Genomic DNA, 21883 nt, shown 5'->3' with positions numbered 1-21883 from the left:
CCATGAGCGAACCAAAAATTCAGGATGTCGCGCGCCTGGCGGGGGTTTCCCCGTCCAGCATCTCGAATTTCCTCAACAACCGCATGGGCCAGATGCGGCCGGACACGCAGGCCAAGATCCAGCAGGCGATCGAGCAGCTGGGCTACCGGCCCAACAACGCCGCGCGCCAGCTCAAAACCGGCGTGGCCTCGATGGTCGGCCTGCTGGTGCCGTCGCTGGCCAACCAGTTCTTCGGTGCGCTGGCGTGCGCCGTGGAGGCGGCCGCCGCCCGCCACCACTGCCACGTGATGACCTTCAGCACCTTCCGCGATCCCGAACGCGAACGCGGCGTGATGGCCGACCTGCTGGCGTATGGCGTCAAGGGCATCATCACCGGCTCGGCGCTGAGCGATACCGAGCACCTGGCGGCGGTCACCTCGCGCTGCCCGGTGGTCGCCTTCGACATCAAGCGCGACCAGGATTCGGACCAGCGCATCGCCACCGTCTCGATGGACAACGCCGCCGCCACCACGCTGGCGGTGGAACACCTGGCCATGCTGGGCCACCGCGCCATCGCGCTGGTGACGCCGCCGCCGTACACGCTGAACCGCCAGGAGCGTATCCGCGGCTTCCAGCAGGCGGCCGCCGCCGCCGGCATCGTCGGTGAGCTGATCATTGCCGACGCCACCGACGGTCCCACCGACCTGCACGGCGACACCCGGCTGTTCGAACTTGGCCGCAGCGCGGCGTCGCGCATCGTCACGTCGTCGGCGCGGCCCACGGCGGCGATTGCGATCAATGACATGATGGCCATCGGCGTGGGCGTGGGCCTGAAACAACTGGGACGGCGCATTCCGGCCGATATCTCGCTGATCGGCATCGACGATATTTTCTTCTGCGCCGCACACGATCCGCCATTGACCACGCTGCGCCAGCCGATCCAGGCCATGGCCGACGCCGCGCTGCAACGCATCCTGACGCCGGACGAACCCGCTGACGGCGCGCTGTTCGCGCCCGAGCTGATCGTCCGTTCATCCACCGCCACACCACCGCAATCCTGACCTTGCATATCTATACGGAGACAAACATGGAACTCAAGCAAAGCACTGAACTCACCGGCAAAAAAGCCCTCGTCATGGGCGGCGCCTCGGGCATCGGCAAGGCCACGTCGCTGGCACTGGCCGCCGCCGGCGCCGACGTGGTCCTCACCTACTGGAGCAGCGCCGAAGAAGCCGAGCAGGTGGTCACGCAAATCCGCACCCTGGGACGCCAGGCCCACGCCATCCGCGCCGACGTTGCCGATGCCGACGTGGCCGAACAGGTATTTGCCCAGGCGGAGCACTCCATCGGCGAGATCGACACCCTGTTCGCCAACATCGGTGGCCTGATCCAGCGCTGCCGCGTGGTCGACATGCCGCTGTCGTTGTGGAACGAGTCGATGAACCTCAACCTCACCAGCACCTTCTTGATCTGCCAGGCCGCGCTCAAGCGCATGGAGCCGCGCGGCCGCGGCACCATCGTCACCATGTCGTCGCTGGCCGCCTTCGACGGCGGCGGCCCCGGTTCGTCGCACTACGCGGCATCGAAGGCAGCGGTGGCCACGTTCACCCGCGCGCTGGCCAAGGAAGTGGGTCCGCTGGGCATCCGCGTCAACGGCGTGGCGCCGGGCCTGATCGCCACCCGCTTCCACGATACCTTCAATACGCCCGCCAACCGCCTGGCGATCGCCGAGCGCACGCCGGCCAAGCGCGAAGGCCAGCCGGCAGACGTCGCCAACGTGGTGGTGTTCCTGGCGTCGGAACGCGCCGCCTTCCTGGCCGGCGAAATCATCCAGGTCAACGGCGGCCTCGCCCTCTACTAAGCGACTAACCAGGAACCCCCATGAATCCATCGATCACACGACGCCGTTTTCTGGGCGCCGCAGCCCTTGCTTTGCCCGTGCTTTCGTCGGGCAAGCTGATGGCGCAGGATGCGCGCGAAGCGCTGGGCCCTAAGCAGGGCAAGGCCAAGGGCGGCCCGCACCCGCTGCAGGCGCTGATGCAGGCCAAGCCGGCGCCGCTGCGCGCCGAACTGCGCGGCGTGCATCCACGCGTATTCATCACCAGCGCCGGCCTGGCCGACCTCAAACAACGGGCCACTACCACCCATAAAGCCGAATGGCAGCAGGCCCTGGCCGGCCTGGTAGCGATGAAGCAGGACCCGGCGCCCTCGCCTGCGCAAAAGCGCCGCGCCCAGAACACGGTGGCCATCGGCATCGCCGGCGCCGCCATGGCGTACCGCATCGAGGGCGACGAGCGTTACCTGGCCGCTGCCCGCAAGTACATGGAAGCGGCGGTCAGCTACCCGGTCTGGGGCTACACCTACAGCAAGCCGAACGTGGACCTGGCCGCCGGCCACCTGCTCTATGGCCTGGGCATGGGTTACGATCTGCTGTTCGACGTGCTGACCGAAGACGAGCGCAAACGCTACCGCGACAAGCTGGCGCACCAGGCGCGCCTGCTCGCTGCACACTTCGCGCCCAAGCCGGGCAAGACCTTTTCGTACAGCCAGAACCACTGCTTCATCCCGATCGCCGGCCTGGCCATTGCCGCGTACGCGATCTGGGACGAAGTGCCGGAAGCTGCCACCTGGGCCGCGCAGTCGCGGGCGATCTTCTCGCGCGTACTGGACGTGGCCTCGCCCGACGGCTATTTCTACGAAGGCGTGGAATACTGGGTGTTCTCGATGCCGTGGATTATCCACGCGCTCGACGCCTTTGCCCACGCGGCCGGCGACGACCTGTACGACCACCCGGCGCTGCAAAAAGCCCACCTGTACATGGCCCATTCACTCACGCCCAACGGCCAGGACATCTTCGACTTCGGCGATGCCTTCGAGGGACCGCTCACGCGCTCGCGCCACGGCGACGAGGCGGCGCGCACCCACCCGAACGGCAAGCTGCATTCCAACTACAACCTGATCTACCGCCTCGCTGCGCGCTTCAAGAGCGCCGAAGCGCAGGGCGTGGCGGACTGGATGAAGTCCCTGGGCCATGTCTGTGCGGAAGACTTCTGGACCCTGCAATGGCGCGACGCGTCGATTACGCCCGCACCGATCACCGCGCTGGCGCCGCACCACCACTTCGACGACCTGGGCACCGTGTACTGGCGCAGCGACTGGACCGACAAGGCCACCGCGTTCGCCTTCCGCGCCGGCCCGCCCGAGGGTCACCACGCAGCCACCTTGTTCGACAAGCTGCCCGACTGGCACCTGTCGATGGGCCACTCGCACCCGGACGCCGGCAGCTTTATCCTGTACGCCAACGGCACCTATTTATCGGGCCCGATGGGATACGCCGGCATTCCGCGCAGCAACCTCAGCAACACGGTGCTGATCGACGGCCAGGGCCAGGCCAACGAAGGCCATGGCCACGATGCGTTTGCCGACTACCCGTATGCGCGGCTCGACACGATCCGCCTCACCACCGTCAACCTGGCGTCCGACCGCGCCGAAATCGTCGCCGACCTCACCGGCGCGTTCCGGCAGGAGCTGGGCGTGGACAAGCTGGAACGCCGCTTCACGTACGAAGCGGGCGCCTGGACCACGACCGACCGCCTGCGCGCATCGCGCCCGGTGGTGCTCACCGCGCAGGTGCACGGCGACACGACGATTGCATCCAGAGGCCAGCAGCGTTATCTTGTAGCCGGCAAACCTGCCGCGTTGCAAGTGGACATCAAGACCGCCGGCGCCAGGGCAGTCGTCGAAAAAGGCGTGGTGACCGCTGCCGGCCCGCCGGGCAACGTGGACAAGGGCCCGCGCGAGGAGCGCGGCTCCGTGCTGCGCATCTCGATGCCAGCTGCGCGCGAAACGTCAATCATCACCACCATGAGGCCTGTTAATGGATGAACGCAAGGATGAACGCAAGGACGAACATAAGCCCGATGTAGTCACCGTAGGCGAGGCGATGGCCCTGTTCATCGCCCGCGAAGCAAAACCGTTGGCTGACGTGCGCGATTTCGAACGCGCCACCGCCGGCGCCGAACTCAATGTGTCGGTCGGCCTGTCGCGGCTCGGCTTTCGCGTGGGCTACCTGTCCGCGCTGGGCAATGACAGCCTGGGCGCCAACCTGCTTGCCTTCATGGACGCCGAAGGCATCGACCGCAGCCACGTGCGCATCGACCACGACTACCCCACCGGCTTCATGCTCAAGGCCATGACCGACGACGGCAGCGACCCGCAAGTGGAATACTTCCGGCGCGGCTCGGCCGCCAGCCGGCTGTCACCGGCCGACCTGCGCGAGCCCGATCCTTGGCGCCAGGCGCGCCTGCTGCACGTGACCGGCATCTCGCCGGCGCTGTCGAACGGCTGCCGCGAACTGGTGTTCGCCATGGCGCGCCAGGCCCGCGCGGCTGGCCGCCTGGTCACGTTCGACCCCAACCTGCGACCGCGCCTGTGGCCGTCCGAAGCGGCGATGGTCGACACCATCAACGAACTGGCGGGACTTAGCGACGTGGTGATGCCGGGCCTGTCCGAGGGCAAGCTGCTCACCGGCCGCGCTGACGCCGCCGGCATCGCCGACTTTTACCTGGAGCGCGGCGCGCGCCAGGTGGTGGTCAAGCTGGGGCCGGACGGCGCCTACTACGCCGACGGCGCCAACCGGGGCACGGTACCCGGCCAGCCGGTGGCAAAGGTGGTGGACACGGTGGGCGCCGGCGACGGCTTCGCGGTGGGCGTGTTGAGCGCCCTGCTCGAGGGTCTTTCGCTGCGCGACGCCGCCACGCGCGGCAACGCCATCGGTGCGCGCCAGGTGCAGTTCCGTGGCGACTGCGACGGCCTGCCCACGCGCGAGCAGCTGGCCGAGGCCATGGCGCCGCCTGCGCCATGAGCCGCCATCGCCCGTAAATAAACCAATAAGGAGACAAGGGCATGACAACCAAAAAAGGGCTGCGCTGGCTGGTGATCACACTGGTCGCCGCCGCCACCATCATCAATTACATCGACCGCTCGGCGCTGGCGGTCATGTGGCCCGGCATCGCCGCCGAGCTGGGGCTGGACAAGCGCGACTACGCCAACATCATCACGGTATTCCTGATCGGTTACGCGATCGGCCAGTCGCTGTTCGGCAAAATTTTCGACGCACTCGGCACCCGCATCGGCTTCCTGCTGTCGATCGTGGTGTGGTCGGTGTCGATCGGCCTGCACTTCGTCGCCCGCAGCGCCCTGTCGTTCGAACTGTTCCGCGCCATGCTCGGCGTGGGCGAGGCAGGCAACTGGCCCGGCGCCACCAAGGCGATTGCCGAATGGTTTCCGGTGCGCGAACGGGCGCTGGGCCAGGGCATCTTCGGCGCGGGCGCCTCGGTCGGCTCGATCATCGCGCCGCCGCTGGTCGCCTTTCTGTATGCGTACGTGGGATGGAAAACCACGTTCATCCTGATCGGCGCACTCGGCTTCATCTGGATCGTGCCGTGGCTGATCGTGTATAAATCCGGCCCCGACTCGCATCCATGGATTACCGCCGACGAACGCGCTTACATCCTCGGCGGCCAGAAGACCACGCAAGCGGTCGCAGACGAATACGTGCCAACCATGGGCGAACTGCTGCGCCACCGCCAGAGCTGGGGCGTGATCGCCGCACGCTTTTTCATCGATCCCGTATGGTGGCTGTTCGTGGGCTGGCTGCCGCTGTACCTGAACGAAAAATTCGGCTTCGACGTCAAGCAGATCGGTCTGTTCGGCTGGGTGCCGTACGTGGGCGCTGGCATCGGCGCCTTGGCCGGGGGCTGGTTTTGCGGCCGCCTGCTGGCGCGCGGCTGGTCGGTCAACCGCGCCCGTAAATTCGTCATCGCCCTCGGCCTGATCGTGATGTTCCCGGCCCTGCTGCTCACTGCCATCGCAGCCACGCCGCTGGCCGCCGTGCTGTCGATTGCCGTGATCCTGTTCGGCTTCCAGGCGGCGATCACCAATATCCAGACCCTGCCCAGCGACTTCTTTTCGGGCCGCACGGTCGGTTCGCTGGCCGGTGTCAGCGGTACGGCCGCCGTGCTGGGCGTGATCGGCTGCATGCAGCTGGTGCCGGTGCTCACCGCCGGCGGCAACTACACGCTGTTCTTTGTCCTCGGCGCCGCGCTGGTGCCGCTGGTGTACCTGTCGATCTGGCTCGGCGGCGCAGTGGAACCGGTGCGCCCTCACGCCATCCAAGTCAAGGAGACTCCATGATGTCACCCATTTTCCGTACCCTGCTGCTCGCGGCGGCCCTGCTGGCCAACCCGGCGTTTGCGCAAACCAATCCGCACGAAAGCGCCTCCATTGCCTCGCCCAAGAAGGACGACGGCAAGTTCCTCAAGAAGCACGAGATCAACCTGGCGCGCGCCAAAAGCGGGCCGGTGGGCCTGCTGTTCCTCGGTGACTCGATCACCGACAACTGGCGCAAGGCGCCGGAGATCTGGGATAAATACTACGGCAAGTACCAGCCGGCCAACTTCGGCATCGGCGGCGACCGCACCCAGCACGTGATCTGGCGCATCGAGCACGGCGAGCTCGATGGCATCGCGCCCAAGGTCACGGTGCTCATGATCGGCACCAACAACAGCCTCGATTACAGCGCGGCCGATATCGCGGCAGCCAACCGCAAGATCGTCGACATGGTGCGCGCCAGGCTGCCGGGCACCAAGGTGCTGCTGCTGGGCGTGTTCCCGCGCGGACCGCGCGACCGCTTTGGCGGCCCGGTGACGCCGGCCTTTGTGGCCGAAGCGGCAAAGCGCATGGACACCATCCGCGCCGTCAACAAGGAACTGGCGCAGCTGGACGACGGCAAGACGGTGCGCTTCCTCGATATCACCGGCGTGTTCCTCGACCAGGACGGCAAGATTCCGGACGCGGTGATGCCCGACCAGCTGCATCCCAACGCCGCCGGCTACCAGCTGTGGGCCGATGCGATGCAGCCGCTGCTGGAGCAGATGATGACCGCGCCGTAACGGCATTCTTGCGCCGCCGTCAAAACAGCTTTGCCCGCGCGTGCCTTGGTGTCCGTGATGATCGCTCCCATACTTGGTGCTTCACCTCATTGAACGGGAGCACGGCATGAAAGTATTCGTTACAGGCGCGGCAGGTTTTATCGGCGGTTCGATCGCAGCGGGGCTGGTCAAGGCTGGCCACCAGGTGGTTGGCCTGGTGCGCAGCCCGGACCAGGTGGCGGAAGTGGCAAAGATCGGCGTAGCCGGCATCGTCGGCACGCTCGATGACCACGCCCTGCTGGTGGCGCAAAGCCAGGCCGCCGACGCAGTTGTCAACGCCGCCAGCAGCGACAACCGCGCGGCGGTCGAAGCGATCATCGAAGGCCTGGCCGGTTCGGGCAAACCATTCCTGCACACCAGCGGCTCGAGCATCGTCGGCGACGCCTCGGGCGGCCTGGGCACCGACAAGATCTACCACGAAGACCAGCTGCCGGAACCGACCGCCGACAAGGCCGCGCGCGTGGCCATCGACAAGCTGGTGCTGGCCGCCGCCGGTCAGGGCGTCCGTTCGGCAGTGCTGTGCAACACCCTGATCTACGGCCACGGCGCCCTGCCGCGCGACAGCGTGCAGCTGCCACGCCTGCTCAAGCAGGCCAACAAGAGCGGCATCGTGCGCCACGTCGGTCCGGGCCTGAACATCTGGTCCAACGTCCACATCGACGACGTGGTGGACCTGTACTTGCTGGCGCTGGAAAAGAGCCCGGCAGGCGCGTTTTATTTCGTCGAAAGCGGCGAAGCGGCGTTTCGCGACATGACCGCGGCAATGGCCAGGGCGCTGGGCCTTGGTGCGCCGCAGGACTGGCCGCTGGAACAAGCGAAAGAAGAATGGGGCTACGAGATGGCGTCGTACGGCCTGGGCTCCAACAGCCGCGTGCGCGGCAAGAAGGCGCGCGAGGTGCTCGGATGGCAGCCGCACGGGCCGTCGGTACTGGACTGGATTGCCCGCGATATGCTGCGCTAAGCCGCAACCGCAGCTGGCTTGGGCCAGCCGAGCATTGCTACCTCTGCCACCAGCAGCAGCTTCTCGCGCGGCGCCCCATCGCGCGCCAGCGTGGACATGCCCTGGATCACGGCCATGGTCAGCGCGGCCAGCGCAGCGGCGTCGGTTTCGTGCGGTAGCTGCCGGTCTTCGATCGACTGCACGATCTTCAACCGCAAACGCTCCTCGATGGCGCCCCGGATCGCGCCCAGCGCCTGCCGTACCTCGCGCGCAGCGTGCGAGCAGCTGATGGCGGAACTGGCCAGCAAGCACCCGGCAGGCGTAGTGGCGCCGGTAAAGCCGATGGCCGAAACCCGCAGCAACTCGCTGGCCGCCGCGTGCGCCGATGGGGCCTGCGCGATGATGGTGTCCGCCTTCACGGGCCCTGACAGGTACAGGCCGATGGCATCGAAAAACAATCCCTTCTTGTCGCCGAAGGCGGAGTAAATACTCGACGGTTTGACGTCCAGCGCAGTCGTGAGGTCGTTCAGCGACGTCGCCTCGTAGCCATGTTCCCAGAACAGCAGCATGGCCTTGCGCAGCGCTGCGTTGCGGTCGAACGACAGCGGCCGGCCCTTTTTGCGTGTGGTGTCAGTCATTTATTTCTAGTGATCGATAGGAAATTGATTGTATAGGCTGCTGATGTCGGGTAGTATTTTCCTATCAATCACTCGGAAAGTAAAGACATGTCGCTCACTGACTATCGCACGCTGGGACGCTCGGGACTGGCGGTCAGCCCGTTCTGCCTCGGCACCATGACCTTCGGCACTGCGCGCTGGGGGTCGGATACCGACGCCTCGCGCGCAGTGTTCGATGCCTACGTCGCTGCAGGCGGCAATTTTGTCGACACCGCCGACGTCTACGGCAGCGGGCGCAGCGAAGAAATGCTCGGCGCCTTTATCGCCGAACGGGGCTTACGCGACAGCATCGTGCTGGCCACCAAGTCGGGCTTTGCCGACGGCCAGGGGCCGCACGCGGGCGGCAACGGCGCCAAGCATGTTCGCGCCGCACTGGAAGGTTCGCTGCGCCGCCTGCAAACCGACTGCATCGACCTGTACTGGATCCACGTCTGGGATGCTGTCACGCCGGCAGAGGAATTGCTCGAAACCATGTCCGCGCTGGTCCGGACCGGGAAGATCCGCTACTGGGGCGTCTCCAATACCCCGGCCTGGTACGTGGCCAAACTGGCAACCCTGGCGTCGGTGCGCGGGCTGCCCGGCCCCATTGCCCTGCAATACTTTTATTCGCTGGCCAATCGCGATATCGAAGATGAATTCGTACCGCTGGCGGCGGAATTTGGCATGGGTATCGTGCCATGGAGCCCGTTGGCCTTCGGTTTGCTGACCGGAAAATACGACCGCGCCACGGTGGAGCGCAGCGGCCCGCGCAGCGCCGGCTTGCCCCGCGATGCCGCGCGGGACGGCGAGCAGCGCTCCCCCGGAGACAAACGGCTCGACGGCGCCAATCCGTTTGGCGACACCTTGTTTACCGAGAAGAACTGGAGCATCCTGGCGACGCTCCAAAGGATTTCGGCCGAGACGGGATTGAGCCAGACCAGCATCGCACTGGGGTGGATTACCGGCCGTGCGGGTGTTGCATCGACGTTGATGGGTGTGAGCAGCGCTGCGCAAGTTGCCGACAATATCGCCGCGCTCGACGTCCGCCTGTCTGACGAGCACAGGGCCGCGCTCGATGCGGTGAGCGCGCCGGAGATGAAGATGCTCTACAGCCTGTTTACGCCGTCAGTGCGGCAGCACGCGGTATTCGGGGGCTGCACCGTGCGCTGAGATCAGCGAAAACACGTGCGCATCCACCGCCCGGCCATCGATGCACAGCCGGTTGCGCGCTATGCGCTCGTCCAGCGCGCCCGACTTCGCCGCCACCGCCAGGCTGGCCGCGTTGCCGACGGCGACCACGATCTCCACCCGGTGCAAATCCAGCGCGCCGAATGCGTGCGCGGCCAGCGCCTGCACGCAGCGCGAGGCCACGCCCTGCCCTTGGCGCGATTGCCGCACCCAGTAGCCGAGATTGCAGAACCTGTGCAACATGCGGATGTCGTTGAGGCCAGCGCCGCCCAGGAAGTCGCCCGACTGCTGGTCGAAGATGCCGAACTCGAAGGCGGTGCCCGCCGCCTGGCCAGCGCGGCACATGGCAAACCATTCCAGCGCATCGGCGGCGGTGTAGTCGCTGGTGCACCACCCCATCCACGGCGACACCGATGCTACCGATTCCACCACGGCGGCGGCAAAGGCGTCGGCATCGGTGTCGGCGAACGGCCGCAATACCAGGCCGGGGAAAACCAAGTGGGGTGCGGTCATTGCTGGTCCTTGCCGGTTATTTGGTCGCTTGGGGCGGCAAGGCCAGCTTGCCATCTTTCATGCCCAACATGGTAGGGCCCTTGCCATTCAAGGTCAGCACGCCGTTTTTAAACTCGATGACAGTGCTCACTTCGTCCTTGCCCACCACCGCGTAACCGGACTGGCGGATATTGCCGATGATCTTGCCAGACATCTGCTTCTCGATGGTCGCCAGCTGCTCCGGCGTGAGTGGGCGGTCTTTGCCGGCCTCGGTTTTGATGGCCTGGGCAGCCATCATGCCCGCATATTCGCTGAAGGCCGCCACCGGCACCCGCACTTCCAGGCGCACCAGCAGCTTGTTCAGCAAGGCCGGCATCGAATCGAGCTCCGCGTCGGTGGACTTGGCAAAGCCGACGCGGCCCTTGAGCGAGGCGACCTGGCCACGCCAGGCGGCGCTGATGTCGTCGATGACGACGGTAACGCCGCCCCTGAGCAGTGCCCGGCCAAGTTCCTTGAACTTCCTCAGCATGACCTGCATTTGCGCCTCGGGCGCCAGCTGCTGCAACTGCGGCGAACTGGCGAACCGGGTGAAGTCGGCCACCACCTGGCCGTCCATGCCCAGTACCCGCGTGGCAATGTTGAGACGTTCGATCTTGTGTTCACCCACGCCGGCCGAGCGCATCGACAGGCCGTACGCGAGATCGACATTTTTGCCGCGCCGCTGCACTTCGGTCTTGAGCCGCAAGTCCTCGACCAGTAACGGACCGCCGGCGCCCTTGACGGCGATGCTGGCCACGCTCATGTTCATGGCGCCGTACCACAGGCCATCGCTGGCGCGCGACTGTCGGCCCGCGAAACGCAGATCGGACACTTGCGCACGTGTCACCACGCCAAACGTCAGCGAGGCCGCCTCGCCCGTGTAATCCATCTGGTTGCCGGCCGGGCTGGTATTGGTCTTGAGGATGACATCGCTCCAGGCGGCGTACGCCTGCGCTTCCGCGTGGCCGCCAGCCTTGAGGATGCTCTGGTAGTGCTGGCGGCCACCGCTGTCTGGCAGGCGCTGCGGCGCGAACGGCTTGTCGGTGCCGAAAACCGCCTTCAGGCGCGGCCGCAGCTCGGGCGAGAATGAAAACTTGTCGTACGCGGCGATGCGCTTGTTGATGTTCGGTTCTCTGGCATCGAGCAGGCCCAGTTCTTTGGCGGCCGCAGTGGTGACCTGGATGATCTCGGGCGTTGGCACATTGGCTGCAGCCGGCGCCGGGGCCGGCGGTTGCGCATGGGCGGCGAGACTCAAGACCAGGGTGGACGTGGCGAGCGCGAGGGATTTTTTATACACGGAGAATGCCTATCAAAAGACGGATGAAATAAGTTTGCCCAAAAGAACAATATTACTCCATCCGCCACATTGAAAAACACGCAAATTGTCACTGCCGCCGTTATTCCAGGGCAGGATACGGGCTCTTGCCGCCGTCCTTGATGAACTGGTCGATGCGCGCTTCCAGCACCGGCAGCGGCACCGAGCCGAGTTGCAGCACGGTGTCGTGGAAATTGCGGATGTCGAACTTCTCGCCCAGCGCGGCTTCGGCCTTGCGGCGCGCCTTGATGATGCTCATCTGGCCCAGGTAGTACGACAGCGCCTGGCCCGGCCAGGAAATGTAGCGATCGACCTCGGTCTCGATCTCGTGGTCCGACAGCGCGGTGTTGGCGCGCAGGTAGTCCTGCGCCTGCTTGCGGGTCCAGCCCTTGCTGTGGATGCCGGTATCGACCACCAGGCGCGAAGCGCGCCAGGCCTGGTAACTGAGCATGCCGAAGGTTTCGTACGGGGTTTCGTACATGCCCATCTCGGCGCCCAGGCGCTCGGTGTACAGCGCCCATCCCTCGCCATAGGCCGAAATATACGCGTTGCGGAACGACGGCCGGCCCTTTTGCTCCATCGCGATCGGCATCTGGAATGCGTGGCCCGGCGCCGATTCGTGCAGCGTCAGCGCCGGCATGCTGTAGAGCGCGCGCGACGGCAGGTTGTACGTATTGACCAGGTACACGCCCGGACCGCCCCGGCCCGACGTGTAGAACGGCGCCTGGTCAGCCGGCACCGGGATGATGGCAAAGCGCCGGCGCGGCAGGTAGCCGAAATACTGGGCTACCTTGCCGTCGAACTTCTTGGCCACCCAGGCCGAGCGCATCAGCAGCTCTTCCGGGGTCTTGGCGTAGAACTGCGAGTCGGTGCGCAGGAAGTGCAAAAACGCCGGCAAGTCGCCCTTGAAGCCGGTCTGCTTGATCACGTCCTGCATCTCGGCGCGGATCTTGGCCATTTCCGCCACGCCCACCTGGTGGATCTCGTCGGCAGTCATGGTGGTGGTCGTAAACTCGACGATCTTCGACTGGTAATAGGCCTTGCCGTCGGGGAGATTTTCGGCAGCGAGGTCCTCGCGCGCCTTGGGCACGTACTCGTCGCGCATGAAGCCCAGCAGCTTGACGAACGACGGCTGCACCGCCGTCGCGATGGCCTTTATACCCTGCGCGCGCAGGTCTTCCTGCACGGTCGTCGGCATGGTGGCCGGCATGGCCTTGAACGGTTCATAATAGATGCTGTCCTGCGGCGTCCTGGCTTCGGCCACCGATGAAATCGACGCATCGCGTCCCACCAGCGTTACCTTGGGCGGCGTGAAGCCGCGCGCCAGGCCGGCGCGCATGTTGACGATCTCCTCGTCGAAGTAGCGCGGCACATCCTGCAACTGGCGGATGTAGGCGCGGTAGTCCTTTTCGGTGGTCATCGGGCGGCGCGCGCTGTAGGCCAGGTTGGACCAGAACGCGGTGTCGGCATTGAGCGGCTTTTCGTATTCGCGGTACGCGATCTCCGCCACCAGCGCGGCGATCTGCGCCTTGTACACCTGGTAATTGATGTTCTCCTCGCCCGACAGGCTGGCCGGCTTGATGCCATCGAGTTTTTTCAGCACGCCCTGCCAGTACGCCAGCCGCCTGGCCTGGGTGGCGGCGTCGATGCGCGGCAGCGCGGACGTCACGCCATTGTCATCGTCTTCATCGCTTTCCTGCTGCTGCGTGTGGCGCCATTTCAGTTCTTCGGTGTAGATGGCCTTGAAGCGGGCGTCGGCCGGTCCGGGCCTGGTTGCCGCTTGCGCGTTGATCGACAGGACCAGGCAGGCGCCGGCGACTACGCCGGCGATAGTGCTGAACTTCTTGTGCATAGGGCTCCTAAACGTCAAACAGGTTGCGCCGCTCGCGCAGCAATTCGGTAAATTCGCCGGCGCTCACCGGTCGGCTGAAAAAGTATCCCTGCATTTCGTCGCAACCGCGCTCGGTGAGGAACTGCACCTGCTCGCGCGTTTCCACGCCCTCGGCGATCACCTGCATATTGAGGTTGTGCGCCAGCGAGATCACCGACAGCGCAATCGCCGCGTCGTTGGCACTGGTGGTGACGTCGTCCACGAAGGATTTGTCGATCTTGAGGGTGTCGATCGGGAAGCGCTTCAGGTAACCAAGGCTGGAGTAGCCGGTGCCGAAGTCGTCGAGCGAGATCGACACGCCGATATCCTTGAGCCGGTGCAGCGCGGCCACCGCCTTGTCCGGATCGCCCATCACGGTGCCTTCGGTAATTTCCAGGCCCAGGCACGACGGCGCCAGGCCATAGCGGCGCAGCGTGCTTTCCACGTACGGCACGGTGGCGTCGTTGGCGAACTGGCCGGCGGCCAGGTTGACCGACACCTTGACGTCGCCCAGTCCCTGGTCCTGCCACACGCGGATTTGCGCACACACGCTTTCCAGCACCCAGTCGCCGATCGAGTTGACCAGGCCATATTCCTCGGCCAGGGGGATGAAGCGGTTGGGCGGCACCCGGCCCAGGACCGCGTTATTCCAGCGCAGCAGCGCCTCGGCGCCAGCCAGCCGACCGCTGCGCAGGCACATTTGCGGCTGGTAGTGGACTTCGAATTCGTCGCGGGCAATCGCCCCGCGCAGCTGGCTCTGGATCGCCAGCTTGTCGCGGATCTCGGCGTCCATCCGTTCGGTGAAGAAGGCGTAGTTATCGCGGCCGGTTTCCTTGGCGCGGTACAGCGCAGTATCAGCGTTGCGCAGCAGTTCGTCGAAGCTGTTGCCATCGAGCGGACTGACGGCGATGCCGATGCTGGCGGTGACGGTGATCTGCTGGCCGTCGATCACCAGCTCGCGGCGCAAACCGGCCAGGATTTTCTGCGCCAGGGCCATGGTGGCGCCCAGTTGGGCGTCGTCCTGCACCACGATCTGGAATTCGTCGCCGCCCTGGCGGGTGACGATGTCGCCCTCGCGCACGCTATCGGTAAGGAAGTGCGACACCACCTGCAAGGCCTTGTCGCCCACCTCGTGGCCATACGAGTCGTTGATGCTGCGGAAGCGGTCCAGGTCCAGGCACATCACCGCGACGCAGCGCCCCTCGCGGCGGGCGTTGGCCAGCGACTGTTCGAAGCGCTGGCGCGCCAGCAGGCGGTTGGGCAGCCCGGTGAGCGCATCGTGGTGGGACAGGAAGTCGATCAGGTGCTGCTCGGCCTTGCGCTCCGTAATATCGAGGAACAGCGCGACGTGATTGGTGACCTCCCCCGCGCCGTTGCGCAGCGACGAGGCGCTGAGCAGGCCCGGATAGGTTTCGCCATTCTTGCGGCGCGCCAGCAGCTCGCCCGACCAGTGGCCGCTCCTGCCCATGGCCTGTGCCATCACCGCCAGGTTGGCGGCGTCCTGCTCGCCCGCGTGCAGCATGGTGATGTTCTTGCCCAGCACTTCATCGCGGCTGTAGCCGGAGATTTGCGTGAAGGCGGGATTGGTGGCGACGATGCGCGCCTCGGGATCGGTGACGACGATGGCGTCGCGCGTGGCCTCGAACACCTGGCTCGACAGGCGCATGAATTCCTCGTTGGCGCGGCGCTGCTCGATCTCGCGCGCCAGTTCGGCCGTGCGCTCCGCCACCCGCTGTTCCAGCGTGGCGCGCTCCTGCGCCAACGCGTGCTGGGCGCGGCCCAGGCGCACGTGGGCGTCGGTGCGGGCCAGGATTTCCTCGGCCTGGAACGGCTTGGCGATAAAGTCCACCGCGCCCAGCGCAAAGCCGCGCACCTTGTCGTCGGTGTCATGCTGGGCCGAGAGAAAGATGACCGGCACCTGGCGCAGCTCGGGCGACTGCTTCAGGCGCCGGCACACCTCGAAGCCGTCGATGCCGGGCATGCGGATGTCGAGCAGGATCAGTTCCGGTGGCCGCGATTGCGCGGTCCATAGCGCCAGTTCGCCGTTGGGGGCCTGGCGCACGTCGTAGCCGGCGTCGGTCAGCAGGTCGCTGAGCAGCTTGAGCGAGGCCGGCGTGTCTTCCACGATCAGCACTTCACCCTTGGTATGTGGTTCCGATAAATCCCGGTGCATGAATACTCTCTATCGCGCCAATATTGCGTGTGATCCAAACGTCATCATATACCTCAATGGCCCGGTTCTCCAGCCTGGTCCAGCAACGTGCACAGTTGCGGGTACTGGTGCAGCCGCACCATGTGTTCGATGCCCTCCACCACGGCGTGCAATACCGGTGGCAGCGGTTCGAGCAGCAGCGCCACCCTGGCCAGGTTCAGTTCCTGCAATGCCGCCTTGAGCTGGGCGCGCAGGTCCGGCGCCAGCTGCGCCAGGTCGGCGGCGGCCAGCGGCGCGGCGTTGCGCGGACCGGGGCCCTCGGCCGGCGCGGTCAGCAAGCGGCGCGCGCGCAGCATCTCCTGGGCGCTGATGCCGCCTGCAGCCGCCAGCTGCGCCGCGTCGGCCACCGGCGCCCGGATGGTGAACTGGAACGTGGCGCCGGCGCCAGGCGCCGACTGCACCGACAGCACGCCCCCCATCAACTGCACGAACTCGCGCGAGATGGTCAGACCCAGGCCGGTGCCCTCCTTGGCGCCGGGCCCCTGGGCCTGGATGAACGGCTCGAAAATGCGGGTCTGGTCGATGGGCGAGATGCCGGGACCGTCGTCGATCACGGCAAAGGCCAGCTCGCACTGGCCGTCGCCCACGAGCGTGCCGGCCACGCGCAGCGTGACGTTGCCCTGGCCGGTGAACTTGACCGCGTTCGACATCAGGTTGAGCAGCACTTGGCGCAGCTTGGTGCCATCCACCCGCGCGCCGGGCGGCAGGCCGGCCGCTTCCAGGGCCAGGTGCACGCCGGTCTGGCCGGCGCGCATGCTCACCATGTCCATCACTTCCTGCAGAACGTCGTCGATGCGTACCGCCTCGGTCTGCAGGGTGGCGCGGCCCGCCTCGATGCGGGATAGTTCGAGGATGGCGTTGATCAGCGTGAGCAGGTGCCCGCCGGAGCGGTGGATGATGGCGAGGTTGCGCTTTTCTTCCGGCAGCATGTGCTTGGAGTCGGCCATCAGGCGCGAGAAGCCGATCACGGAATTGAGCGGTGTGCGCAGCTCGTGGCTCATATTGGCGAGGAAAATGCTCTTGGCCTGGTTGGCCGCCTGCGCCTGGCGCACCGCCACCGACAGCGCATTGGTGCGCTCGGCCACCAGTTCTTCGAGGTGGATGCGGTGGCGGCGCAGCTCCTGTTCCGCAGTTTTCTGCTCGGTGACGTCGTAGCACACGCCCACCATGCGCGCCGGGCTGCCGTCCGCATCGCGGAAGATCACCGCCTCGCCATGCAGGTGATGCAGCGAGCCGTCCGGCCACAGCACCCGGTATTCGCTGTCGAAATCCCCGCCACCGCCCAGCGCCCTGCCGAGCAGTGTCCGCAATGGCACCGCGTCGTCGGGATGGACCAGCAGCATCCAGTTGTCCACCGCCGAGACGTGCGGTCCGGTGTGGCCGTCTTCCACGCCGTACAGGCGGTGCATCTGGTCGTCCCACACCATCCTGTCGCTGTGGATATTCCAGTCCCAGATACCGATCGAGGCCGCGCTGCTGGCGATCTGCAGCCGCTCCTCGCTGTCGTGCATGGACTTGTAGCGGCTGTCCATCAGCTGCACCATTTCGCGGATCGAGGCGTTGAGCGTGCGCAGCTCGCCGAAGTACCAGTCGCGCGGCGGCAAGGCGCCGGGGTTCTGGCCGGCCTTGACGTTGGCGGCGTAGCGCTCGATGGTGGTGATCGGTTTGAAGACCAGGTGCGACAGCAGCAGGTACAGGCAGAACACCAGCGTTACGTCGAGCACGAAGATCATGCCGGCGATGGTGTAGAGCCGCTGGCGCAGCTGCTCGGTCATCGCCTCGGGCGACGCATACACGGTGATGGCGCCGATCGACTGGCCGGCGGCGACGATGTCGCGCCGGGCCGACAGCAGGTCGGGATTGTCGGGCAGGCGCGTGGCTTCGGTCAGTTGCCCATGGGCGTTGCGGGTGAGGATGAAGGTCTTGCCGCCGAGGGCCGGGGTGACAGCGCCGGCGTACAGGTCGCGGTTGCTCAAGCCGCTCTTGATGATGGTGGTGATCTGGTTGTCATCGAAATTCCAGGCCGGCAGCGCCACGGCGGCAGCCAGTTCGTCGGCGCTGTTGACCAGGGTTTTGTGCAACTGCTCCCAGCGCTGCTCGCGTTCGAGCGTGTAGAAGTACAGCGCAAAGGTGGCCAGCACCACGGTGACCACGGCGGTCAGCGTGACGCTGACAAAGGCGGCGATCGAAATACGTCCCGCGCGGCGGGCAAGTTGGTGCAGCATCGGTATCAGCGGGCCATCGGTGGGTGGATGTGGAACGTTGCCCCTGATCATATTGTCAAACTGCCCGGAAGTCCATGCGTATTAGCGCTGGCCGGCCTGGATATGGTCGCAGGCGATGGCAGTACTGAGAAACAGCTTGCCGTTCAGGTCGCGCAGCAGGTCGCTGTGGCGCAGGCGGTCCATCACCGGCCCCTTCACCTCGGCCAGGTGCAGGCCGATGCTGCGCCGCTTGAGGCTCTGGTTCAGTTCCGCCAGCGCGTACAGGGCGGTGGTATCGATCGAGCTCACCGCCGTCATCACCAGCAGCAGGTCGCGCGCGCTCTGGTGGGTGCGCAGCTCGCACTCGATCCGTTCACTGACCGATTCGACGTTGCCGAAGAACAGATTGGCGTCGATGCGCAGGATCAGCAGCTCGGGCTGGGTGGCGGCCGGATAGCGCTCGATATTGCGGAAATGTTCGGTGCCGGCGATGCGGCCCAGCACCGCGATGTGCGGCCGGCTGGCGCGCCAGATCAGGGTACCCATCGACAGCGCCACGCCGACGATCACGCCCGCCTCCACGCCCAGCACCAGCACGCCCAGGCAGGTGGCGGCCCACGCCAGCACGTCGCTGCGGTCGTACGACCAGGCGGTGCGCACGATGCCCAGCTCCAGCATGCCCAGCACGGCGACAATGATGGTGGCCGCCAGCACCGGCAGCGGCAGCAAGGCGAGCCAGCCGGTGGGCGCCAGCAGTGCGCCGGCCAGCAAGGCGGCGGTGATCAGGCTGGCCAGCGGGGTGTTGGCGCCGGCGGCGAAATTGACGGCGGAGCGCGACAGGCTGCCGGTGACGGGAAAGCCGCCCGACAGCGCGCTGGCGACGTTGGCGGCGCCAAGGCCGATCAGCTCGTGGTTGCTCACCAGTTTTTCATTGCGCTTGAGGGCCAGCGACTGCGCCGCCGACATCGACATCAGGAACACCATGAAGCCGATCAAGAGACCCGGTTGCAGCAGCGCGGGCCAGTGGGCGCCGGACGTGGCCAGGTTGAGCCCCGGCAGCCCGGCCGGCACCGCGCCCGTGGTGCGCACGCCCAGGTCGTGCAGGCTGGTCGTGGCCATCAGGGCGATCCCGCCCAGTACCACCAGCATCGGCGCGAGCTTGGCGCCGATGTCGGCGGCAATCGCCGGCAGGCCGCAGGCGCGCAACAGGGCAGCCAGGTAGCGGCGCGCCAGCAGCAGCAACAGCAGCGATCCCACGCCCAGCAGCGCGCTGGGACCATGCACATGCAGCTTGAGCACGTCGGCAATGGGCGCGCCCAGCAATGTATGAACCTGGTCGAAGGCGATCACGATGGCCGAACCGACGGTAAAGCCGCTCATCACGGGACGCGAGAAGAAATTGGCGAGAAAGCCCATGCGCAGCAGGCCGCACAGCAGCAAGGTGGCGCCGGCCACCAGCGCCAGCTGCGCGGCCAGCACGCCAGCCAGCGCGGAACCGGGAGCGGCCAGCGGACCGATGGCGGCGGCGGTCATCAGCGAGATGATGGCCATGGGGCCGACCGATTGCGTCATGCTGCTGCCGAACAGCGCGTACACCACGGGCGGCATGATGCTGGCATACAGGCCCACCACCGGCGGCAGGCCGGCCACCATGGCGTAGGCCATGCCCTGCGGGATCATCATCATGGCCACGACCAGGCCGGCGCTGATATCGCCGGGCAGGAGCGCGCGCCGGTAGTGCTTCAACCAATGCAGCATGCTGGGTACAAAAATCGGGGAAAGCGACAGGGTACGCGATTGACCCTGGCCGGTCCAGCGCCAAATGCGTTTTTCGACTTTGTTAATGCGAAAAACATATAAGGAAGCCAGGTTGGCCGTGTCGAAGTCGTCATAAATCCGGGCTTGTGTGAAAGAGCGCACCGTCATCGATGGGGGCGGCGCCAATACTGATAGTTCATCGCAATCGGAGGCACCATGGACAACCAGCACAATCAGGACAATCAAGGCAACCAGGGCAACAGCAGCGGCGGCAGCACCGCCAGCGAACAGCGCGAGATCCAGCAGCGCCAGGATCAGCATGACCAGCAAAAAACACCATCGGGCGGCAGCCAGTCCGGGGAAAGCAAGGGGCCGGTGCAGACCACCGACCACGATTATCCGGGAACACCGCTGCCGGCGCAGCACCTGGCCAAGCCGGGGCTCGAGGCGCAGATGGACCTGAAGCCGGAATTCATGGCGCCCGACTACCAGGGCAGCGGCAAGCTCGAAGGCATGGCGGCCATCATCACCGGCGGCGACTCCGGCATTGGCCGCGCGGTAGCGGTACTGTATGCGCGCGAAGGGGCCGACGTCGCCATCGTCTACCTGGACGAGGACCAGGACGCGATCGACACCAAGCGGTACGTGGAAGCGGAAGGCCGCAGCTGCCTGTTGATACGCGGCGACGTGCGCGAAGCGCAGTTCTGCCGCGAAGTGGCCGAGCAGGTGCACCAGCGCTTCGGCCGGCTCGACATCCTGGTCAACAACGCCGCCTTCCAGGAACATGCCGAAAAAATCACCGACCTCACCGAGGAGCGGTTCGACATGACCATGAAGACCAACGTGTATGGCTACTTCCACATGGCCAAGGCGGTGGTGCCGTACCTGAAAAAAGGCGGAGCGATCATCAATACCGGTTCGGTCGTCGGCCTCAAGGGTTCTGCCAAACTGATCGACTACTCGACCACCAAGGGCGCGATCCACGCATTTACCATGTCGCTGGCGTCGAATCTGCTCGAGCTTGGCATCCGCGTCAATGCCGTGGCGCCCGGCCCGGTCTGGACGCCGCTCAACCCGGCCGACCAGTCGCCCGACAAGATCACCGAATTCGGCGCCCAGGCCGACATGCGCCGGCCCGCGCAACCGCAGGAGCTCTCGCCTGCCTACGTGTTCCTGGCCGCGCCCAGCTGCGCCAGCTACATCACCGGCATCGTGCTGCCGGTAACCGGCTCGGTGGGGAGCTGACAGTGGCCGCCCGCGCGTTGTGGAAAGGCGCCATCAGCTTCGGCCTGGTGCACATCCCGGTGGATTTGTACACGGCGGTACAGGAGCACGACCTCGATCTGTCGATGCTCGACCGGCGCGACTTTTCGCCCGTGGGCTACAAACGCTATAACAAGAAGAACGGCAAGGACGTCGATTGGGACGACATCGTCAAGGGCTACGAGTACGAGGACGGCGAATACGTGGTGCTGTCCGACGAAGACCTCAAGCGTGCCAACGTGGAGGCCACCGGCACCATCGACATTCAGGCCTTTGTCGATGCGGCCGACGTGCCGCTCACCTATTACGAGCATCCGTATTACCTGGCGCCGTCGAAAGGCGGCGCCAAGGTGTATGCGCTGCTGCGCGAAACATTGCGCCGCGCCGGCAAGATCGGCATCGCCACGGTGGTCATCCGCACCAAGCAGCACCTGTGCGCGCTGGTGTGCATGGACGACAAGATCGTGCTCAACACCTTGCGCTTCGAGACCGAGATCCGCGACAGCGAAGATCTCAAACTCCCGCCGGTGTCACTCAAAAGCGCTGGCATCAGCGACAAGGAGATGAAAATGGCGCTCTCGCTGGTCGAGGGTATGGCCGAGGAATGGAATCCGTCGCAATATCACGACACCTACAAGGAAGACGTGATGGCCCTGATCAAGAAGAAGATCAAGGCCGGCCAGACCAAGACCCTCACTGCGCCGGAACCGGAACGCAAGGCGCCCAGGTCGTCGAACGTGGTGGACCTGGTGGCACTGTTGCAGGACAGCCTGGGCAAGCGCTCCGGCAAGGGTGCAACCAAGGCCACGCCTGCGCAGGACGAGGAAGCCGAGGAAGAGGCGCCGGCGCCGCGCAAGCGGGCCGCTGCCAAAACTGCCCCCGCCAGGGCCAAAACGGCGGCTGCACGCAAGCCTGCCGCCAAGTCGTCCACTGCGCGCAAGGCAGCTTGACGTCAACGCCTGCCCATTGGGTCCC

The 21883-nt window shown here is 65.9% G+C and carries 17 protein-coding genes; 10 read left to right on the top strand and 7 right to left on the bottom strand.

Going from position 1 to position 21883, the window contains the following annotated elements; genetic code table 11:
- Positions 1 to 2 precede the first annotated feature (2 nt).
- The 7 genes from DUPY_RS03940 (at position 3) to DUPY_RS03910 (ending at position 7932) form a co-directional block, all read left to right on the top strand.
- Positions 3 to 1040, top strand: coding sequence for a LacI family DNA-binding transcriptional regulator (locus DUPY_RS03940; RefSeq protein WP_070246540.1), 1038 nt, complete (start codon positions 3 to 5; stop codon positions 1038 to 1040).
- 26 nt (positions 1041 to 1066) lie between these two features.
- On the top strand, positions 1067 to 1840 hold the full coding sequence (locus tag DUPY_RS03935; RefSeq protein ID WP_070246539.1) for an SDR family NAD(P)-dependent oxidoreductase: 774 nt from the start codon (positions 1067 to 1069) through the stop codon (positions 1838 to 1840).
- 20 nt (positions 1841 to 1860) lie between these two features.
- Positions 1861 to 3864 (top strand): DUF4962 domain-containing protein, encoded by a 2004-nt coding sequence (locus tag DUPY_RS03930; protein ID WP_070246538.1) that lies wholly within the window; start codon positions 1861 to 1863, stop codon positions 3862 to 3864.
- Positions 3857 to 4843 (top strand): sugar kinase, encoded by a 987-nt coding sequence (locus DUPY_RS03925; protein WP_070246537.1) that lies wholly within the window; start codon positions 3857 to 3859, stop codon positions 4841 to 4843. The genes DUPY_RS03930 and DUPY_RS03925 overlap by 8 nt, the downstream gene beginning before the upstream one ends.
- Before the next feature lie 41 nt (positions 4844 to 4884).
- Positions 4885 to 6174, top strand: a complete 1290-nt coding sequence (locus tag DUPY_RS03920; RefSeq protein ID WP_070246536.1) for an MFS transporter — start codon at positions 4885 to 4887, stop codon at positions 6172 to 6174.
- A complete protein-coding gene (locus DUPY_RS03915; RefSeq protein WP_084640529.1) occupies positions 6171 to 6932 on the top strand; it encodes a GDSL-type esterase/lipase family protein in 762 nt (253 codons plus the stop codon). The genes DUPY_RS03920 and DUPY_RS03915 overlap by 4 nt, the downstream gene beginning before the upstream one ends.
- 106 nt (positions 6933 to 7038) lie before the next feature.
- Entirely contained in the window at positions 7039 to 7932 is an 894-nt protein-coding gene (locus tag DUPY_RS03910; protein WP_070246535.1) for an NAD-dependent epimerase/dehydratase family protein, read from the top strand.
- Here DUPY_RS03910 and DUPY_RS03905 read toward each other — a convergent pair.
- Positions 7929 to 8549: a TetR/AcrR family transcriptional regulator gene (locus DUPY_RS03905; protein WP_070246534.1), complete on the bottom strand. Its 621-nt coding sequence runs from the start codon at positions 8547 to 8549 to the stop codon at positions 7929 to 7931. The two genes, DUPY_RS03910 and DUPY_RS03905, sit on opposite strands and share 4 nt — an antisense overlap.
- A gap of 87 nt (positions 8550 to 8636) precedes the next feature.
- On the opposite strand from DUPY_RS03905, the gene DUPY_RS03900 reads away from it, so the two are divergent.
- Positions 8637 to 9737 (top strand): aldo/keto reductase, encoded by a 1101-nt coding sequence (locus DUPY_RS03900; RefSeq protein ID WP_070246533.1) that lies wholly within the window; start codon positions 8637 to 8639, stop codon positions 9735 to 9737.
- Here DUPY_RS03900 and DUPY_RS03895 read toward each other — a convergent pair.
- The 6 genes from DUPY_RS03895 to DUPY_RS03870 form a co-directional block, all read right to left on the bottom strand.
- On the bottom strand, positions 9693 to 10268 hold the full coding sequence (locus DUPY_RS03895) for a GNAT family N-acetyltransferase (protein ID WP_070246532.1): 576 nt from the start codon (positions 10266 to 10268) through the stop codon (positions 9693 to 9695). The two genes, DUPY_RS03900 and DUPY_RS03895, sit on opposite strands and share 45 nt — an antisense overlap.
- 16 nt (positions 10269 to 10284) lie before the next feature.
- A complete protein-coding gene (locus DUPY_RS03890; protein ID WP_070246531.1) occupies positions 10285 to 11583 on the bottom strand; it encodes a DUF945 family protein in 1299 nt (432 codons plus the stop codon).
- 100 nt (positions 11584 to 11683) lie between these two features.
- Positions 11684 to 13453, bottom strand: a complete 1770-nt coding sequence (locus DUPY_RS03885; protein WP_070246530.1) for a DUF885 domain-containing protein — start codon at positions 13451 to 13453, stop codon at positions 11684 to 11686.
- Between the two features lie 7 nt (positions 13454 to 13460).
- On the bottom strand, positions 13461 to 15644 hold the full coding sequence (locus DUPY_RS03880; RefSeq protein ID WP_070246529.1) for a two-component system response regulator: 2184 nt from the start codon (positions 15642 to 15644) through the stop codon (positions 13461 to 13463).
- A gap of 53 nt (positions 15645 to 15697) precedes the next feature.
- Positions 15698 to 17908 (bottom strand): sensor histidine kinase, encoded by a 2211-nt coding sequence (locus DUPY_RS03875; protein WP_070246528.1) that lies wholly within the window; start codon positions 17906 to 17908, stop codon positions 15698 to 15700.
- Between the two features lie 81 nt (positions 17909 to 17989).
- Positions 17990 to 19645: a SulP family inorganic anion transporter gene (locus DUPY_RS03870; RefSeq protein WP_070246550.1), complete on the bottom strand. Its 1656-nt coding sequence runs from the start codon at positions 19643 to 19645 to the stop codon at positions 17990 to 17992.
- A gap of 216 nt (positions 19646 to 19861) precedes the next feature.
- Between DUPY_RS03870 and DUPY_RS03865 the strand changes: the two genes are divergently transcribed.
- Both DUPY_RS03865 and ku read left to right on the top strand, forming a co-directional pair.
- Positions 19862 to 20890, top strand: coding sequence for an SDR family oxidoreductase (locus tag DUPY_RS03865; protein WP_070246527.1), 1029 nt, complete (start codon positions 19862 to 19864; stop codon positions 20888 to 20890).
- A 2-nt stretch (positions 20891 to 20892) separates the two neighbouring features.
- On the top strand, positions 20893 to 21858 hold the full coding sequence (gene ku, locus DUPY_RS03860) for a non-homologous end joining protein Ku (RefSeq protein WP_070246526.1): 966 nt from the start codon (positions 20893 to 20895) through the stop codon (positions 21856 to 21858).
- Positions 21859 to 21883: the final 25 nt, after the last annotated feature.

The sequence above is a fragment of the Duganella phyllosphaerae genome (assembly GCF_001758785.1).
Classification (GTDB): Bacteria; Pseudomonadota; Gammaproteobacteria; order Burkholderiales; family Burkholderiaceae_D; genus Rugamonas; species Rugamonas phyllosphaerae.
The sequence above is the reverse complement of the archived record's forward strand: the minus strand, read 5'-3'. Positions and strand labels throughout refer to the sequence as shown.

Coding starts and splice junctions, on each gene's coding strand:
- DUPY_RS03940 (WP_070246540.1), top strand. CDS start 3: ATGAGCGAACCAAAAATTCAGGATGTCGCGCGCCTGGCGGGGGTTTCC.
- DUPY_RS03935 (WP_070246539.1), top strand. CDS start 1,067: ATGGAACTCAAGCAAAGCACTGAACTCACCGGCAAAAAAGCCCTCGTC.
- DUPY_RS03930 (WP_070246538.1), top strand. CDS start 1,861: ATGAATCCATCGATCACACGACGCCGTTTTCTGGGCGCCGCAGCCCTT.
- DUPY_RS03925 (WP_070246537.1), top strand. CDS start 3,857: ATGGATGAACGCAAGGATGAACGCAAGGACGAACATAAGCCCGATGTA.
- DUPY_RS03920 (WP_070246536.1), top strand. CDS start 4,885: ATGACAACCAAAAAAGGGCTGCGCTGGCTGGTGATCACACTGGTCGCC.
- DUPY_RS03915 (WP_084640529.1), top strand. CDS start 6,171: ATGATGTCACCCATTTTCCGTACCCTGCTGCTCGCGGCGGCCCTGCTG.
- DUPY_RS03910 (WP_070246535.1), top strand. CDS start 7,039: ATGAAAGTATTCGTTACAGGCGCGGCAGGTTTTATCGGCGGTTCGATC.
- DUPY_RS03905 (WP_070246534.1), bottom strand. CDS start 8,549: ATGACTGACACCACACGCAAAAAGGGCCGGCCGCTGTCGTTCGACCGC.
- DUPY_RS03900 (WP_070246533.1), top strand. CDS start 8,637: ATGTCGCTCACTGACTATCGCACGCTGGGACGCTCGGGACTGGCGGTC.
- DUPY_RS03895 (WP_070246532.1), bottom strand. CDS start 10,268: ATGACCGCACCCCACTTGGTTTTCCCCGGCCTGGTATTGCGGCCGTTC.
- DUPY_RS03885 (WP_070246530.1), bottom strand. CDS start 13,453: ATGCACAAGAAGTTCAGCACTATCGCCGGCGTAGTCGCCGGCGCCTGC.
- DUPY_RS03880 (WP_070246529.1), bottom strand. CDS start 15,644: ATGCACCGGGATTTATCGGAACCACATACCAAGGGTGAAGTGCTGATC.
- DUPY_RS03875 (WP_070246528.1), bottom strand. CDS start 17,908: ATGCTGCACCAACTTGCCCGCCGCGCGGGACGTATTTCGATCGCCGCC.
- DUPY_RS03870 (WP_070246550.1), bottom strand. CDS start 19,645: ATGCTGCATTGGTTGAAGCACTACCGGCGCGCGCTCCTGCCCGGCGAT.
- DUPY_RS03865 (WP_070246527.1), top strand. CDS start 19,862: ATGGACAACCAGCACAATCAGGACAATCAAGGCAACCAGGGCAACAGC.